The following is a 16,997-nucleotide window of genomic DNA, read 5'->3' on the forward strand; positions in this document are numbered from 1 at the left end:
TCTTTCGAGATGTTTTTTTAATCAACCAATTCAAACAATTAACACAATGAGCACAGTTTACTACGTTGCCTTTATATTTACAAAAGCAACTTCTGTAACAGAATCAATTTGAATTATATATTTATAAGTTAAATAAATTGGCAATTTAACTTCTTTTCTTTTTTACATTATACTCATAAGGAATACGCTTTTTTAAGGCTTCTACAATATTATAAGCAGCAGGACAAACAGCTGTATTAGCTACTGTTAAATCTGTAATCCCTATAAATTTCTTACGATTTGTATGTGGATATTCTGCACAAGCTTTTGGGCGAACATCATAAATAAAACAAGTATTATCCGTTTCATCAAAAAAGGTACAAGGAGCTGATTTTAAGACCATAAAATCATCTTCATCTCTTTCTAAATATTGTTTTTGAAAATCTGCAACTTTCATTTTTAAAGATTTAGCAATGCGCTCTGTATCTTTATCCGTAAAAATAGGGCTTGTAGTTTTACAACAATTTCCACAAGTTAAACAATCTGTTTTTTTAAACTCAGCATCATGTAACTCTTGTACAACATAATCTAAATTTTTAGGCACTCTTTTTTTAAGGTTCGTAAAATATTTTAGATTTTCTTTCCTAGCATCTTCTGCTAATTTTGGTAGTTGTTTTAAGCGTTTTTCCATTGTGCAAAAATACAATTATTCTTGACCAAAAATCATTCTAAAAAAACAAATAAAAATATGTAATTTTGCAATTCAATTTTCGATACTAAATGAGCATTCAAAACATTATAGAAACCAAAGTAAAAGAGGGTTTTTTAGCTTTATACAATATAGAAATTCCAACAGTAGAATTTCAGGCAACCAGAAAAGAATTTGAAGGAGATATTACAGTTGTTGTATTCCCTTTATTGCGTTACAAAAAAGGAAATCCTGTACAAATTGGTGAGAACTTAGGAAAGTACGTAGTAGAAAACGTAACAGAAATTACAAATTACAACGTAGTTAAAGGATTCTTAAACTTAGTAATAGACGATAGTTTTTACACCAACTTCTTTAATACCATTTACGCAGATATTACTTACGGGTCTGTTTCGCCAAAGGCGGATGAAAAAGCAATGATGGTAGAATATTCTTCTCCAAACACCAACAAACCTTTACACTTAGGGCACGTTCGTAACAATTTATTAGGCTATTCTGTTGCAGAAATTATAAAAGCTGCTGGTAAAAAAGTCTATAAAACGCAGATTATTAACGACAGAGGTATTCATATCTGTAAATCGATGTTAGCTTGGGAAAAGTTCGCTCCCAATGGGAGTGATGGACAAAAAGAAACTCCTGAAAACACAGGTTTAAAAGGTGATAAATTGGTTGGTAATTACTACGTAAAATTCGACCAAGAGTATAAAAAAGAAATTGCGGAATTAATTGCGGAAGGTAAAACAGAAGACGAAGCTAAAAAAGAGGCTCCGTTATTTTTAGAAGCACAACAAATGTTGTTGAAATGGGAAGCTGGAGATGAAGAAGTTGTTGCTCTTTGGAAAGAGATGAACTCTTGGGTTTATAAAGGTTTTGAGGTTACTTATAAAAGTATGGGTGTAGATTTTGACACTTTATATTATGAAAGTAACACCTATTTATTAGGTAAAGATGTAGTTGCACAAGGTTTAGAAAAAGGTGTTTTCTATAAAAAAGAAGACGGTTCTGTTTGGTGTGATTTAACGGATGATGGCTTAGATGAAAAAATTGTGTTGCGTTCTGACGGAACTGCAGTGTATATGACGCAAGATATTGGTACGGCTATACAACGTGTAAAAGATTATGCAGATGTTGGTGGTATGGTTTACACGGTTGGTAACGAGCAAGATTATCATTTTCAGGTATTGTTTTTAATCTTAAAAAAATTAGGTTTTGATTGGGCTAAACAATTACATCATTTAAGTTACGGAATGGTAGATTTACCTTCTGGAAAAATGAAGTCTAGAGAAGGAACTGTTGTAGATGCTGATGATTTAATGGTAGAAATGACAGAAACTGCTAAAACTATTTCGGAAGAATTAGGAAAGTTAGATGGGTATTCTGATCAAGAAAAAAATGATTTGTATGAAGTTATTGGTTTAGGTGCCTTAAAATATTTTATTTTAAAAGTAGATCCTAAAAAGAGAATTTTGTTCGATCCAAAATCTTCTGTAGATTTTCAAGGAAACACAGGTCCTTTTATTCAGTATACCTATGCTAGAATTCAGTCTATCATTAGAAAAGCAGATTTTGATTATTCTAAACCTGTAAAGATTGATTTACATGAAAAGGAAAAAGAATTATTAAAACAGTTAGAGTTATACCCTGAAACGGTACAACAAGCTGCTGCTAATTATTCGCCAGCAATTATTGCAAATTATACGTATGATTTGGTTAAAGAATTTAATTCTTTTTATCAGAATGTACATATTTTAGGAGAAGAAGATTTAGATAAAAAAATATTTAGAGTTCAGCTATCTAAAAAGGTTGCGGAAACTATAAAAGCTGCTTTTTTACTATTAGGCATTCAGGTTCCGGAGAGAATGTAAATTAGTTAGTGCTAGCATTGGCTATAAGACCAAAAGTTAGTAAATTAGCCAGCGTTAGGGATTGCAGTGGCATCCTTTTTTTATTGATTTTTTTTCAATAAAAAAAGATACAACGAAAAGCCCGTTAAAACGCCCAAATTTAAGAAATAAAAAGTAAAATATACAATTATGAAATACGACATCATTATTATTGGAAGTGGACCTGGAGGTTATGTAGCGGGAATTAGAGCTTCTCAATTAGGCTTTAAAGTTGCCATTGTAGAAAAAAGTGAAATAGGTGGAATTTGTTTAAATTGGGGATGTATACCAACAAAAGCATTGTTAAAATCTGCTCAAGTTTACGATTATTTAAAGCACGTAGACCAATATGGTTTAAAAGCTGAAGCAATTGATAAAGATTTTGAGGCTATTGTAAAAAGAAGTCGTGGTGTTGCTGATGGGATGAGCAAAGGTGTTCAGTTCTTAATGAAAAAAAATAAAATTGATGTTATTAACGGTTTTGGTAAAATAAAAACTGGTAAAAAGGTTGATGTTACTGCTGAAGATGGAACCGTAACTGAATATAGTGCAGACAATATTATTATTGCAACTGGTGCACGTTCTAGAGAGTTACCAAACTTACCACAAGATGGTAAAAAGGTAATTGGTTATAGACAAGCAATGAGTTTACCTGAACAACCTAAATCTATGATTGTTGTTGGTTCTGGTGCAATTGGTGTTGAGTTTGCGCATTTCTATAATTCTATGGGAACTGAGGTTACTATTGTAGAATTTATGCCAAATGTTGTACCGGTAGAAGACCTTGATGTTTCTAAACAATTTGAGCGTTCTCTTAAAAAATCTGGAATTAAAGTAATGACAAATTCTTCTGTAGAATCTGTTGATACTTCTGGTGAAGGTGTTGTTGCAACCGTAAAAACTAAAAAAGGTGAAGAGACTTTAACTGCTGACATTTTATTATCTGCAGTTGGAATTAAATCTAACTTAGAAAATATTGGATTAGAAGATGTTGGTATTATTGTTGACAGAGATAAAATCTTAGTAAACGATTTTTACCAAACAAATATACCTGGTTATTATGCTATTGGCGATGTGGTTCCTGGACAAGCATTGGCACACGTTGCTTCTGCAGAAGGAATTACTTGTGTAGAGAAATTAGCTGGTTTACATACAGAACCAATAGATTACGGAAACGTACCAGGTTGTACGTATGCGTCTCCAGAAATTGCATCTGTTGGTATGACAGAAGCAAAAGCAAAAGAGGCTGGTTACGAATTAAAAATAGGTAAATTCCCTTTTTCTGCATCTGGTAAAGCAAGTGCAGCTGGTAACAAAGATGGTTTTGTAAAAGTAATTTTTGATGCTAAATATGGCGAATGGTTAGGTTGCCATATGATTGGTGCTGGTGTTACAGATATGATTGCTGAAGCAGTTTTAGGTAGAAAATTAGAAACTACTGGACATGAAGTTTTAAAAACAATTCACCCTCATCCAACAATGAGTGAAGCTGTTATGGAAGCAGTTGCAGATGCTTATGATGAAGTAATTCACTTATAAGAAAATACATAATATGTTATTCTTTGTTTAAGCAAGGGATTTCAACTACATAAATTGTACTTTAATCGAAAAACCAAAGCAACTTGCTTTGGTTTTTTTGTATATTTATACTATTAATAACCATAAAGAAAGAATTAAAATGAAAGCAAAATATCAAAGTGTACTTAACCTAGGTGAAGAATTAGCAATTAAAAATGGAGATGTAAAAGAAGAAAATGGTGTTTTACATGTTACAGGAACTGCAAAGACTCAATATGAAAAAAATCTTCTTTGGGATGAAATTAAAAAAGCTGGTGGAGATAATCCTTCTGATATTATTGCAGATATTTCTGTAGAAGACACTTCTGTATTTGCAAACCATACTGTAAAAAGCGGAGAAACTTTAGGTAAAATAGCAAAACAGTATTACGGTAAATCATCTAAATACAATGCTATTTTTGAAGCAAATACAAATATCTTAACAAACCCAGATGTGATTAAAGTAGGACAAGAATTAGTGATTCCTAATTTATAAGAAATTACAAAATATAGTTTAAAAAAACCGAAGCAAATTGCTTCGGTTTTTTTGTATCATAAATTACTAAATTAAAGAATTTTGTAACCCTTTTTCTACATTTAGCCAGAAAAAATTCCAAAAAGACTTTGTTTTATCTCTTTCAACATTTTCAGTTTTCACCTTTACAATTCCGTTTTTAGAAGAATCTTTTATAAATAAATTTGCCAACCAACTTAACACCGTTTTCTTACTTTTCTTTTTATCTAAAATTTTAATATTAAAGTTTTTAAAATCTAAATTTAACTTACCGTTAGATGTAAAATCATTTCCTTCAAAATCAAAATACATCCTATCTATATAACCATCCATTTTGGCATTCATAGTAGGTAATAGAAAGGAACTCATATTTTGAGAAGTAACATTAAACAAGCTTCCGCTTATTCTAAAATTATCATTTTTATTATTAATATCAAATGTCCATTCAATATCTAACGGAGAAGATTTCATAAAGTTAGATTGAATCTTTGCTGTTGTTACGTTGTTTTCTCTAACATTATTATTATTTATATTACTTATTTGAGCATTTAGATTGTCGAAATTTAAAATACCTGGCTTGTTCTCTTTTATGGTGTATTCTTCATAAACAATTTTTGCTTTTTTAATCTCTACCTTCTTTATATCAATATTAAAAGGTAGCTCTCTAAGACTTTTACTATACAAGTCTTTTCTCTTATCTGGGTGTTCTAATACAGTTCCGTCTAAGTATAGATTAAAAAAAACTTCTTCAAATAAAATATGGTTTGCCGTAAAACTGAATTTTTCTTTTTCGGATATTTTTATATCAGAAATAACAACCTTTTCACTTAATAAAGTCATCAGTTCTTTTTCTTCAGAAACATGATAGATATATTTTTCTCTTGACTTTAAGGGTACAATCTCTAAACTGTCTAAAGATAAATTGTCTTTTTCAAAAATCAGTTTAGAAAACTTCACTTTTTGAACTTTAGAGTATTGTGTTTCAAAATCTATTATAGATGTTTCTATGTTAGAATATAAAAACGGAATTGATTTATTATTATCTGTATCTAATTCAAAATTATTAATTTTAATGTAAATACTTTTAGCTGTTAAGGGAAAATTATCATTCTTTTTTATATCAACTTTAAGGTTTTTAAACTCAATGTGCTTTATTTTTAACGCTAATGACTCCCCTTTTAAGGTGTCTTTTTGTTTCTTTCCGCTATTGTCTTTTTTTGATATTTTACCTGTAATTTTTGAATTGATCGTTTTTAAATCTAATATATAAATTGATTTATTTTTGATGTATTGATAATAAGATACTCCTTCTATTTTTAACTTTTCGGTTTTAAAATGAAGACTATCTTTTACTATGGAAACATTCTTTAAAGTGATATTTCCGAATAATAAATTTATCGAGATCGCATCATAATTTAATTGTTCTGCTTTTAAATAAGAATCTATTTTATGAGTAACATAATAATCTGCAATTTTATAAATTGATAAAATAGATACCACTAGTACAAGTATTTTAAACGCTTTTTTGTGATTCATGTCAATTAATTTTAAAACAAATTTAATGAGGAAAAATATTCTTTATTACTCCGATACAAAAAATAATGGACTGATATCCTTCAATTTTAAATAAAAACAAGAGTTGACTCAATTTAGAATCTTATTTTTGCAAAAAAGAAATAATACCTTGATTACTAACAAAAAACTATTCTTAAAAGAAACACTTAAAGCACTTCTTAAATTAATAATTGCAGGAATTCTAATTGGTGTTTTAAAACAATATGATGCTATAATTGCAGGGATTTTAATTCTTAAAATTATACATAATATTTATAAAGAAATCATTAAACCAAAGACCAATAAAAATTGGTTATTATTAATTGGTATGTTATTAACTGGTTTTGGAGGAATTGTTGGTGAAACTTGGGGTGTTGCAAATGGCTATTGGGAATATCATGAAGTTACAAGAGAACTCCCACTTTGGTTGCCTTTTGCATGGATGCTTGCTTTCCATTATTTATATAAACTAGAACGAAATTTAATTCCTTTACTAAAGGCCCAAACTCAAAAAAACAAAATTTTATTAGCCATATTATTGGCTTTAATACTTCCTGCTTTTGGAGAAGTAATTACTATTTACTTAGGAGTTTGGACGTATTATTGGCCATATCAAATACTAGGCGTTCCTTTATATGCTTTTATTTGTTTGGTTTTTGTACACATGTTGGTATATACTATTTTACACTTTATTTGTAAAAAGTATAAAATTGATGATGTGGTTTTTAATTAAGCCTTCTTTTGCCATTTCGAAATGAGCTTTTTTGCGATTGAGAAATCTATTATTTCAAACAAAAAAAGGTTCAATCAAAATGAAATTTGATTGAACCTTTTTTTATAAATATGTTTTTCTTTTTAAGAAATTAAAGAAGCTTAATCAACAACCTTGCCCCAAGAGTACGAATTATGCTTCCGAAACATGTTTTTTCATTTCGAGGCAAGCCTCTGTGAATTAAAACTTTGGCTATCGCCCTGCGATTAAAACCTCCAAGCAACAACTCTTGTTACTTTATTTCCTTGATGCATCGGAATAATTTTAAACTCTTTAGCTCCTAATTTAGCTGAAGATTTCTCTAAACTTTTTACGTTTTCTTTCTTAGAAACTAAACTTGTATACCATTTACTACTTTTAGGAAACAAAGAACTTTCATATAAATAATTATGTAAAAAAGCTTTTTCTCCACCAATGTACCAAAGTTCATTGTTATTTCCTGCAAAGTTTCTAACAGCGTTATTACCTAAATTTCTAGATTTTCTACCGTTTGCTCCTTGTGCTTCTTCTGCCGATTTGTAAAAAGGCGGATTACACATTACTGCAGAAAAAGAATCATCATCTTTTAAAATTCCTTTTAAAATTTGCGCTTCATTTTCTTGGTGACGTAACTCAATTTTAGCACTAAGTTTATTATCATCCATAATATCTTGCACAGTATCTAAAGAATCTAAATCGATGTCTGTAGCAACAAAATTCCAATCGTATTCTGCAATACCTAATAAAGGATAAATACCTGTTGCTCCTGTACCGATATCTAAAATTTTAATATTTTTTTCATCAGAAAGTAAATCTGCTAAATGATGAATATAATCTAAACGTCCTGGTATTGGTGGACATAAGTTTTTATCTCCAAAATGCCACGTAGAAATTTTATCAAAAGAAAATAATAAGGCTTTATTCAGTTCTTTTACTGCTTCCGGATTCGAAAAATCAATAGTAACAGTACCAAATTCGTTTTTAGCAACAAATTCTTTTAATGCTGGGTTTATTACATTTAATTCTTCAAAATTATACCCTTTGTTAAATTTGTTCTTTGGATGTAGACCTTTTTCTTTCATTCTAATTCTAATACTGTAAACTCTAATTGTAAAGGTTTTAAAGCACCTTTTAACGCTTTTATAAATGAAAAACCATACGCTAAATAATATTCAGAAAAGTTACGTTGCCTTTCTTCTAAACTTTGGTTTGGTAAAATTTCATTTTGAAGTTGAGTAATTCTATCAACTAAATCATTTTGTCTTCTTTTCTCTGCTTTTAACAAACGCTTTTGCAAATTTTCTAATCCTTTAATTTGCTTTCTTTCTTGTGCATTTACTGCATTTACAAAAGAAACATCTGTTTTTTTAGCAACTGCTTTTAGTTCTAAAAACTGCTTTTCTAAGAACTGAATCTTTTCATCAAAGTTAACCTTAATATCAGAGTTTTCGGTTACTTTTTTAGACAATAAATCATATTGGTCTAAAAACAACTCTTCTAAAGAGATATTTAGTTTTTCTAGCTTGTTTACTTGCTTTTTAGAGACTACTTGTACAGAATTACGCAACAATAAAATAGGAAACGGAATTGCTACTTTTTCAAAATAATCTTTTAATTCTAACCAATACGCCATTTCTCCTCCTCCGCCTAAATAGCAAAGATTTGGTAAAATAACCTCTTGGTATAAAGGTCTCATAATTACGTTTGGCGAAAATGATTTTGGGTTGTTATCAACTTCCTTTAAAATTTCTGCCTTGGTAAAAGTAATATTGGTGTTGTTTACTTTATAAACTCCGTCTTCAAAAAGAATACGTTCTCTAAAATCATCGCCCAAATAAAATAAATTAATTTCTCTTGGGTTTACTTGAATTTTATAAGCCGTTTCTAGATATGTAATTGTTTTAGAAACTGCTTTAAAAGAAGTTTCATTTTCTAATTCGTCTTTTACTATTGGGTTAAATAGTTGTTTTAAACTAGCATCATCACCATCTAAAATAACCAAACCATAATCAGTAAACAATTCATTTGCAATATATCTTGTTGCATCTGCTAAATTATTATGTTTTAAATAACCATCAGAAAATAGTTGTTTTAGAAATGTTGCATTTTTAGAATTGCCTAAATGGTTAGAAAAAACATCAAAAACATCTTCTAATCCATCTGTAGAAAATCGTCCAACAGCGCCACCATCTTCTCTATTCCACATTACTTTTTTACCATCAAAATTAAAGTAATTAATTTCTTCAAAATCATGATCTTCTGTTGCCATCCAATAAATTGGAACAAAATTTTGTTCGGGAAATTTAGCGGTTAACTCTTCGCACAAATTTATGGTAGAAAGTATCTTATACAAGAAATACAACGGCCCTGTAAACAAATTTAATTGATGCCCCGTAGTTACCGTAAACGTATTTTTATGTTTTAAACTCTCTATATATTCATTCGTTTTCTCAGAAACTTTAAAATCTATATACTGATTTTTTAAAGCATCTACCAATACCAATCTAGATTGTAATCGAAAAGACTTTTGCTTTTCTTCTATCTGGTTATGAAAACCTGTAATATCTGGAAAATTATTATAAAATGGCTGTATCGCTTCTTTTTTCTCTAAATAATCTAACATTGTAGCAGAGAAAAAGCCGGTTTTTTTAAAGGGTATCTGTGTTACTTTCATCTTAAAGAACACGGTTTTGGCAACAATCAGATTCTGAGGTAGAATTCATTTAGTTTAATTAATTTTTGATAAAAATACGAATAATTTATCCTTTGTCGTAAGGCTAAATTCAATCTAACAAAGTTTTAACATCAAAAGATTCAATCTACTGAAAAACAAAAAAATATATTCTTACTTTTGGTTTCCAAATGCTTATTTATGAAATTTAAAGTCCTTTTTATTACCACCTTCTTAACTATGGGAAGCCTTTTCTCGCAAACAGTACAATCTCCTTCCGATTTTTTAGGCTATGAAATTGGCGCTCGCTTTACAAGACATCATAAAGTTGTAGACTATTTTAAATATGTAAGCAATACATTAAGCAACGTAAAGTTAGAAAAATACGGAGAAACCAATGAGCACCGATCTTTGTATTTAAGTTATATTTCGTCACAAGAAAACATCAATAATTTAGAAACTATTAGAAAAAACAACCTTACACAAACAGGTATTATTTCTGGAAATTCTAAAAACAACAAAGCCATTGTTTGGTTAAGCTATAACGTGCATGGAAACGAAGCTTCGAGTACAGAAGCTGCTATGTTAACACTTTATGAGTTGGTTACTACCAAAAAATCTTGGTTAGAAAATACCGTTGTTATTATAGATCCTGCTGTAAATCCTGATGGACGAGACAGATATGTAAATTGGTACAACCAAGTAAAAAGTACGCCTTTTAATACAAATCAAAACGGAAAAGAACATGCAGAACCTTGGCCTTCTGGAAGACCAAACCATTATTTATTCGATTTAAATAGGGATTGGGCTTGGGCAACGCAAGTAGAATCTGCACAACGTATAAAAATGTATAATAAATGGATGCCACATGTACATGTAGATTTTCATGAACAATACATTAATAACCCTTATTATTTTGCACCTGCAGCAGAACCTTTTCATGAAATTATTTCTGATTGGCAACGAGAATTTCAGACAGAAGTAGGGAAAAATCATGCTAAATATTTCGACCAAGAAGGTTGGTTATATTTTACAAAAGAAAGTTTCGATTTATTGTACCCAAGTTATGGAGACACCTACCCTACTTATATGGGAGCAATTGGTATGACCTACGAACAAGCAGGGCATGGAATGGCAGGATTAGGAATTAAAACAGATGAAGGCGAAGTTTTAACTTTAAAAGACAGAGCCATTCATCATTTAACAACTGGTTTATCTACCGTAGAAATTTCATCAAATAATGCAGAAAAATTAAATACTGAGTTTAGAAAATTCTTTAACAACGCTACTTTAGGTTATAAAAGTTATGTTTTAAAAAATGAAAATGAAGACAAAACCAATCGTTTAAAAGCCTTATTAGATACGCATGAAATTAAATACGAAAACACACAAATTGGATTTGTAAAAGGATATAATTATGCGACTCAGAAAGAAGAAAAAATGGATGTTTCTTCTACAGATTTAGTTATACACACCAATCAACCGAAAGGAAAAATGGTAAAAGTTTTGTTTGAACCTAAAACAAAACTAGTAGATTCTTTAACGTACGATATTACTGCTTGGTCTTTACCGTATGCACACGGTTTTAAAGCGATTGCTTCGCATACAAAAGTAAATTCTACTACCACTAAAAGTTTAAATACTATTGCAAATTCTATTGATACAACTGCCTATGCCTACCTTTCTAAATGGAATAGTTTAGAGGATGCTACTTTTTTAGGTGCTTTATTACAAGCCGATATTACACCTCGTTTTTCCGAAAAACCTTTTTCTATTGCAGAAAAATCATACAAAAGAGGAACCTTAATTATTTTAAGAAATGATAATAGAAATCAATCTTTTGATACTAAATTAATAGAAATAGCAAACAAACACCAAAGAGAATTGACTGCTGTAAAAACAGGTTTTGTTTCTTCTGGTGTAGATTTTGGTTCGTATTCTGTAAAACCAATCAACCAACAAAAAATTGCAGTTTTGTCTGGTAAAGGTACTTCTTCTTTAAGTTTTGGTGAGGTTTGGCATTACTTTGAAACGCAATTACTATACCCAATAACCAACATAAATTCTGATGTTTTTGGTGCTTTAGACTATTCTAAATACGATGTTATTATTATTCCTGATGGTTCTTATAGCAAAGTTTTAACAAAAACTACTTTAGAAAAATTAAAAAAATGGACACGTTCTGGCGGAACTTTAATTGCTATTGGAGATGCGTTAAATAGTTTTGCTGATAAAAAAGACTTCTCCTTAAAAAAGAAAACATCTACAGAAAAAATTAAGGATGCAGACTTAACTCCTTATGCAGATAAAGAACGTAAAAGTGTTGCCAATTTAATTACAGGTAGTATTTTTAAAAGTACCTTAGACAATACACATCCATTAGCTTTTGGTTATGGGAAAAATTATTTTTCATTAAAATTAAGCGGAACTTCTTATGCTTATTTAAAAGACGGAAACAATGTTGCTTATTTTGATACAAACGCCATAAATGTATCGGGTTATGCCGGTAGCAAAGCTATAAAAAACATCCCTAAATCTATTTTATTCGCCGAAGAACAAATGGATAATGGTAGCATTATTTATATGGTAGACAATCCTTTATTTAGATCTTTCTGGCAAAACGGAAAGTTATTTGTTGCCAATGCCGTTTTCTTTTTAAATTCTGATAAATTGAAATAGATTTTTAATTTGGGCGTTTAAACGGGCTTTCCATTATATCTTTTTACAAAAAAGTAAAAAGGATGCCATTTCAATCCCTAACGCAAATTGTTAGATGATAATCAAATTACGTTAAAAGTAAAAAACCCGATCATTAAATCGGGTTTTTATATTTTATAAAATAGAAACTATAATTAACTTAAATCACAATACCAAAAACTAGTATCGTGGTTAGCTTCTTCTTTTTTAGCAGCATAACAATTATCATCGTCATTATCATGTAACGTATAAGAACGTAATACTTTTTCTCCTATAGAAAAATCAATTGGTTTTTTAAAAATAGGTCCATCAAAAACAAAAGTATGAAACTCACCATTTTCTCCACAAACATCAACATTTTCTGGTAAGTCTTTTATAAATTGTTCATCGATAACTCTACCTACAAACTCCTCGCCTAGTAACTTTGCATTTACACAAACTGTAATTGCCTTAAAACCTAAATCTAAAAATTCTTGCAAGACTACTTTGGTGTCTTTTTTCCAAAGCGGATACACTCCTTTAATATTTACCTCAGCTAATTTGGTATCTCTGTATGCTTTTAAATCTTCCAGAAAAATATCCCCAAAAATAGTATGAGAATATTTTTGTGCCACTAAAGAATCCATTGCTTCTTTCATTATTTCAGCATACAAATCCATGGTAACATCCGCAGGAAATTCTATGGTTTTTAAAGGAATTCCAATAGAATCAGCTTGTTTTAATAACAATTCGTTTCTAAGACCATGCATAGAAACTCTATTAAAATCTTTATTTATTGTGGTAACTAATAAATCTAAATTATACGTTGGGTCTTGTAAAATTTTATAAAGTGCCAACGCAGAATCTTTACCAGAACTCCAATTAAAATACGTTTTTTGCATAAGAACAATTTTGCATAAAAAAATCCTACATAAAGTAGGATTTTGATTAATTATTTTCTTTTTTGATTTAAAGAAACTGGTTTTTCTTGCTTAACAGTTGGTGTACCATATAAATCGTAATCTCCAGCTTCATGAATTTTAATATCTATAAATTCACCTATTTTAATATAATGTTCTTTTGCATCTACAATAACATCATTATCTACGTCTGGCGAATCAGATTCTGTTCTTCCATAGAAAAACTCTCCATCTTTTCTATCAAACAAACATCTAAACGTTTTCCCTATTTTTTCTTGATTCAATTCCCAAGAAATTTGAGATTGAATTTCCATAATTTCATTTACTCTTTGAAACTTTACTTCTGCAGGTACATCATCTTCTAAAACATACGCTCCAGTGTTTTCTTCATGAGAATATTCGAAAGCACCCATACGTTCAAAACGCATTTCTTCAATCCAATCTTTTAACTCCTGAAACATTTCTTCTGTTTCTCCAGGATATCCAACAATCAGCGTTGTTCTAATTGCCATTTCTGGCACAGCTTCTCTAAACTTATGAATTAATGCAGTTGTTTTTTCATGCGTCGTACCACGTTTCATCGATTTTAACAACTCTGTATTAATGTGTTGTAAAGGAATATCTAAGTAGTTACATACTTTAGGCTCGCGTTTCATCACATCTAAAACATCCATTGGAAAACCTGTAGGAAAAGCATAATGCATTCTAATCCATTCAATGCCCTCTACTTTAGCCAAAGCTTCTAATAACTGCGCTAAAGATCTTTTCTTATAAATATCTAATCCGTAATACGTTAAATCTTGTGCAATTAACATTACTTCTTTAATTCCTTTTGCTGCTAATTTTGTTGCTTCTGTAACAATATCTTCTATAGGTGTAGAAACGTGTTTCCCTCTCATTAAAGGAATTGCACAGAAAGAACAAGGTCTATCGCAACCTTCTGCAATTTTTAAATACGCATAATGTTTAGGAGTTGTTGTTAAACGTTCTCCAATTAATTCGTGCTTATAATCTGCTTCTAAAGCTTGTAAAAGATTTGGTAAATCGTGCGTACCAAAGTATTGATCTACATTTGTAATTTCTGCTTCTAAATCTGGCTTATAGCGTTCACTTAAACAACCAGAAACAAAAACCTTATCAATTTCACCAGCTTCTTTTCTTTTTGCATAATGCAAAATTGTATCAATAGATTCCTCTTTTGCTTTACCAATAAATCCACAAGTATTAATTACAACGATATTTCCATCATCCTCAGGATCTTCATGAACAACATCTTTTCCGTTAGCTTTTAACTGTCCCATTAATACTTCAGAATCGTAAACATTCTTAGAACACCCTAAAGTAACAACGTTAATCTTATTTTTTTTGATGGTTTTTGTACGCATATCATTTTTTTCTGACTGCAAATATACATCTTAATTAGGGTATATCTATATAGTTTTTAATATGGTTATTATAAACAAATTTAGATTCTAAAAAAGTTTGTTGCTTAACTATTTATCAAGTTCTTAAATCTAATTTTATTGCATAAAAAAGCCTCGAAATTTCGAGGCTTTATAAGTATTATTTTTTGAATTGAATTATTAGCTCCAAAAGGCTCTTTTCTTATTCAACTCTTCTTCTTCTTTTGTTAGTTCTTCTAATTGTTTTACAGTTAAAACTTTTAAAAACGAAGGGTGTTGTTCAATAGCATACTCTATCTTAGTTACAATATCTGCAATTGTTTCATTCTCATAATCTATTTCTAACGGTTCTTTAATTACCATAGATTGTAAAACATTACGTTTCTTAATATTCAATCCTTTTTTATCAAAAGAACGTCTAAAACCATCAATTACAATTGGTACTACAACAGGCTTATACGTTTTAATAATATGAGCAGTACCTCTTCTAATGGGTCTAAAAGGAGTTGTTGTACCTTGCGGAAAAGTAATTACCCAACCATCTTTTATTGCTTTTCCTATATTAGAAATATCAGAATTTTTAACTTGTCTTTTTACATCTTTACCACCACTTCTCCAGGTTCTTTCTATAGAAACAGAGCCCATGTAAGCAAATATTTTAGGCAATAACCCAGACCTCATTGTTTCTCCTGCCGCAACAAAATAAACATTTAATTTAGGTTTCCAGATATATCCAATATTTTTTATAGAATCGTCTCTACCACTTAAAGAAGCATTAAAAACGTGGTACATTGCTGCTACATCTGCAAAATAGGTTTGATGATTGGCAATAAATAAGACTCCTGAATCTGGTAAGTTTTTAAGGTTTTCTGAACCTTCAATCTGTAGGTTATTGAATTTACGATATCTACCGTGAGAGACAATTCCAAAAATTCTTATAAGCCATTTTTTTAAGAATAAAATATGACCAAATGGGTTCCTTTTAAATAAAGGCATTCTAAATTAGTTTTAGTTATTTTAACAAACTTACAAAACAATTAAGAAAGATGCTATTTTAAGAGTTCTTTAATTTCTGAAAGCATCATCGCTGTTGCCCCCCAAACCACATAATTCTCTAATTTAAAGCAAGGTACTTCTATATTATCCATATAAGAAGTATTCATTTTAACAGTAGTAAAACTTGTTTCATTTAACAAATCGCTTACTAAAACCTCTATAGTCTTATCAACTTCATAATTTAAATTAAAATTAGGTTGTTTATTTACAAAGCCTAAAAAAGGCGTTGCTAAAAAATTACTTGGTGGTATATAAACATCTGTTAACTCTCGTATTATTTCTATAGATGTTTCTGCTACTCCTACTTCTTCAAAGGTTTCTCGTAATGCAGTTTTCTGTAAGTTTAGATCTCCTTTGTCTCTCTTTCCGCCTGGGAAACTTATTTGTGCAGAATGTGTACCTTTATAACTTGCTCTTAATGTCAATAAAAAACAAGTCTCATTTTTCTTATTCGGATAAAATAATGCTAAAACTGCTGCTTTTCTGGGGTTATTTGCTATAATTTTATCTGCATCGTATTTTAAACGTATTTTAGGTGCTAACTTAAACTGCGCATTTAAACCACCTAATTCTGTAGTTTTAAGTTGTGCTATTTTATTTTTAAAATCATTAAAATTCACCGAGAAAAATTTAGTTTTAACAAACTTATCAATTTCACTTTTAAATAAATCGTTTTTGGCAAGAATTTTGATTTATCTTACTAAAAAACAACTATGAATAAAAAATACAAAAAATTAGTTTTAAGTATTGTATTAGATATAATAGGTATTATTCCGATACCTTTTATGGATGTTATTTGGGCACCACTATCTGGATATTTAATGACCAAAATGTATAAAGGAAAACAAGGTAAAGTAGCTGCTATAATTAGTTTTATAGAAGAAGCGGTTCCTTTTTTAGATGTTATACCAACATTTACAATAATGTGGATATACTCTTACGTGTTTAACAAAGAAAAAGTAGAAAAAATTATAGAACTTTAATTTTCTTTTTTGAATAAAAAACCCAAACCTAATCTACCTAAAAACTTTTTCTCAAAAGCCCAAAAGAATTTAAACTGCCCAAAAAACCAACCAACAATAGGTAGTGTTGCTTGATAAATAGGAAAAATCAACATAATTCTTAAAGGCCAAAATAACCAAGGGTTTGTTGTGTCTTGAGACAGTCCTATAAAACTAGTAATAGGTTTAGCTACCCAAGTAGCAAAAGAACCATTTATAGAAAATACCAAAAGAATTGCTACAATAGACCAATTATTTTTTACTCCCCAACGTTGTTTTAATTTTTCCATATTTCGACAAAACTACAATTAGGAAACCAATTA

At 29.8% G+C, this 16,997-nt stretch carries 15 protein-coding genes; 6 read left to right on the top strand and 9 right to left on the bottom strand.

The genetic code is table 11. The features are described from left to right. Window positions 1–145: 145 nt before the first annotated feature. Complete coding sequence (locus GQR92_RS06560; RefSeq protein WP_158838346.1) at window positions 146–670, bottom strand: YkgJ family cysteine cluster protein; 525 nt, start codon at window positions 668–670, stop codon at window positions 146–148. Window positions 671–759: 89 nt separating this feature from the next. Between GQR92_RS06560 and argS the strand changes: the two genes are divergently transcribed. From argS to GQR92_RS06575, 3 genes are all read left to right on the top strand, one after another. Next, window positions 760–2,553 (top strand): arginine--tRNA ligase, encoded by a 1,794-nt coding sequence (gene argS, locus GQR92_RS06565; protein WP_158838347.1) that lies wholly within the window; start codon window positions 760–762, stop codon window positions 2,551–2,553. A gap of 168 nt (window positions 2,554–2,721) precedes the next feature. After that, window positions 2,722–4,110 (top strand): dihydrolipoyl dehydrogenase, encoded by a 1,389-nt coding sequence (lpdA, locus tag GQR92_RS06570; RefSeq protein WP_158838348.1) that lies wholly within the window; start codon window positions 2,722–2,724, stop codon window positions 4,108–4,110. A gap of 139 nt (window positions 4,111–4,249) precedes the next feature. Continuing rightward, complete coding sequence (locus GQR92_RS06575) at window positions 4,250–4,624, top strand: LysM peptidoglycan-binding domain-containing protein (protein WP_199269196.1); 375 nt, start codon at window positions 4,250–4,252, stop codon at window positions 4,622–4,624. A gap of 66 nt (window positions 4,625–4,690) precedes the next feature. Here the strand turns inward: GQR92_RS06575 and GQR92_RS06580 are convergent, their stop codons facing one another. Further along, window positions 4,691–6,178, bottom strand: a complete 1,488-nt coding sequence (locus tag GQR92_RS06580; protein WP_158838349.1) for a hypothetical protein — start codon at window positions 6,176–6,178, stop codon at window positions 4,691–4,693. Between the two features lie 148 nt (window positions 6,179–6,326). Here GQR92_RS06580 and GQR92_RS06585 point away from each other — a divergent pair, with 148 nt between their 5' ends. Next, complete coding sequence (locus GQR92_RS06585; RefSeq protein ID WP_158838350.1) at window positions 6,327–6,929, top strand: hypothetical protein; 603 nt, start codon at window positions 6,327–6,329, stop codon at window positions 6,927–6,929. Between the two features lie 245 nt (window positions 6,930–7,174). Here GQR92_RS06585 and rlmF read toward each other — a convergent pair whose 3' ends face one another. Both rlmF and bshC read right to left on the bottom strand, forming a co-directional pair. Further along, entirely contained in the window at window positions 7,175–8,029 is an 855-nt protein-coding gene (rlmF, locus tag GQR92_RS06590) for a 23S rRNA (adenine(1618)-N(6))-methyltransferase RlmF (protein WP_158838351.1), read from the bottom strand. Further along, window positions 8,026–9,621 (bottom strand): bacillithiol biosynthesis cysteine-adding enzyme BshC, encoded by a 1,596-nt coding sequence (gene bshC, locus GQR92_RS06595; protein ID WP_158838352.1) that lies wholly within the window; start codon window positions 9,619–9,621, stop codon window positions 8,026–8,028. Before bshC ends, rlmF begins: the two co-directional genes overlap by 4 nt. Before the next feature lie 198 nt (window positions 9,622–9,819). Between bshC and GQR92_RS06600 the strand changes: the two genes are divergently transcribed. Further along, window positions 9,820–12,297 carry a M14 family metallopeptidase gene (locus tag GQR92_RS06600; protein WP_158838353.1) on the top strand — a complete coding sequence of 826 codons (2,478 nt, stop codon included), beginning with the start codon at window positions 9,820–9,822 and terminating at the stop codon, window positions 12,295–12,297. Between the two features lie 173 nt (window positions 12,298–12,470). Here the strand turns inward: GQR92_RS06600 and GQR92_RS06605 are convergent, their stop codons facing one another. The 4 genes from GQR92_RS06605 to GQR92_RS06620 form a co-directional block, all read right to left on the bottom strand. Then, window positions 12,471–13,196, bottom strand: coding sequence for a diphthine--ammonia ligase (locus tag GQR92_RS06605; RefSeq protein WP_158838354.1), 726 nt, complete (start codon window positions 13,194–13,196; stop codon window positions 12,471–12,473). Between the two features lie 50 nt (window positions 13,197–13,246). Beyond that, window positions 13,247–14,599: a 30S ribosomal protein S12 methylthiotransferase RimO gene (gene rimO, locus GQR92_RS06610; RefSeq protein ID WP_158838355.1), complete on the bottom strand. Its 1,353-nt coding sequence runs from the start codon at window positions 14,597–14,599 to the stop codon at window positions 13,247–13,249. 198 nt (window positions 14,600–14,797) lie between these two features. Continuing rightward, the gene (locus GQR92_RS06615; protein WP_158838356.1) at window positions 14,798–15,613 is read right to left on the bottom strand and encodes a lysophospholipid acyltransferase family protein; all 816 of its coding nucleotides are present in this window, start codon (window positions 15,611–15,613) and stop codon (window positions 14,798–14,800) included. Window positions 15,614–15,666: 53 nt separating this feature from the next. Beyond that, complete coding sequence (locus GQR92_RS06620) at window positions 15,667–16,293, bottom strand: NUDIX hydrolase (RefSeq protein ID WP_158838357.1); 627 nt, start codon at window positions 16,291–16,293, stop codon at window positions 15,667–15,669. A 93-nt stretch (window positions 16,294–16,386) separates the two neighbouring features. Between GQR92_RS06620 and GQR92_RS06625 the strand changes: the two genes are divergently transcribed. Then, entirely contained in the window at window positions 16,387–16,656 is a 270-nt protein-coding gene (locus GQR92_RS06625; RefSeq protein ID WP_158838358.1) for a hypothetical protein, read from the top strand. Here GQR92_RS06625 and GQR92_RS06630 read toward each other — a convergent pair. Further along, the gene (locus GQR92_RS06630; RefSeq protein ID WP_158838359.1) at window positions 16,653–16,964 is read right to left on the bottom strand and encodes a DUF6787 family protein; all 312 of its coding nucleotides are present in this window, start codon (window positions 16,962–16,964) and stop codon (window positions 16,653–16,655) included. The two genes, GQR92_RS06625 and GQR92_RS06630, sit on opposite strands and share 4 nt — an antisense overlap. Window positions 16,965–16,997: the final 33 nt, after the last annotated feature.

It is taken from the genome of Polaribacter sp. L3A8 (assembly GCF_009796785.1).
Classification (GTDB): domain Bacteria; phylum Bacteroidota; class Bacteroidia; order Flavobacteriales; family Flavobacteriaceae; genus Polaribacter.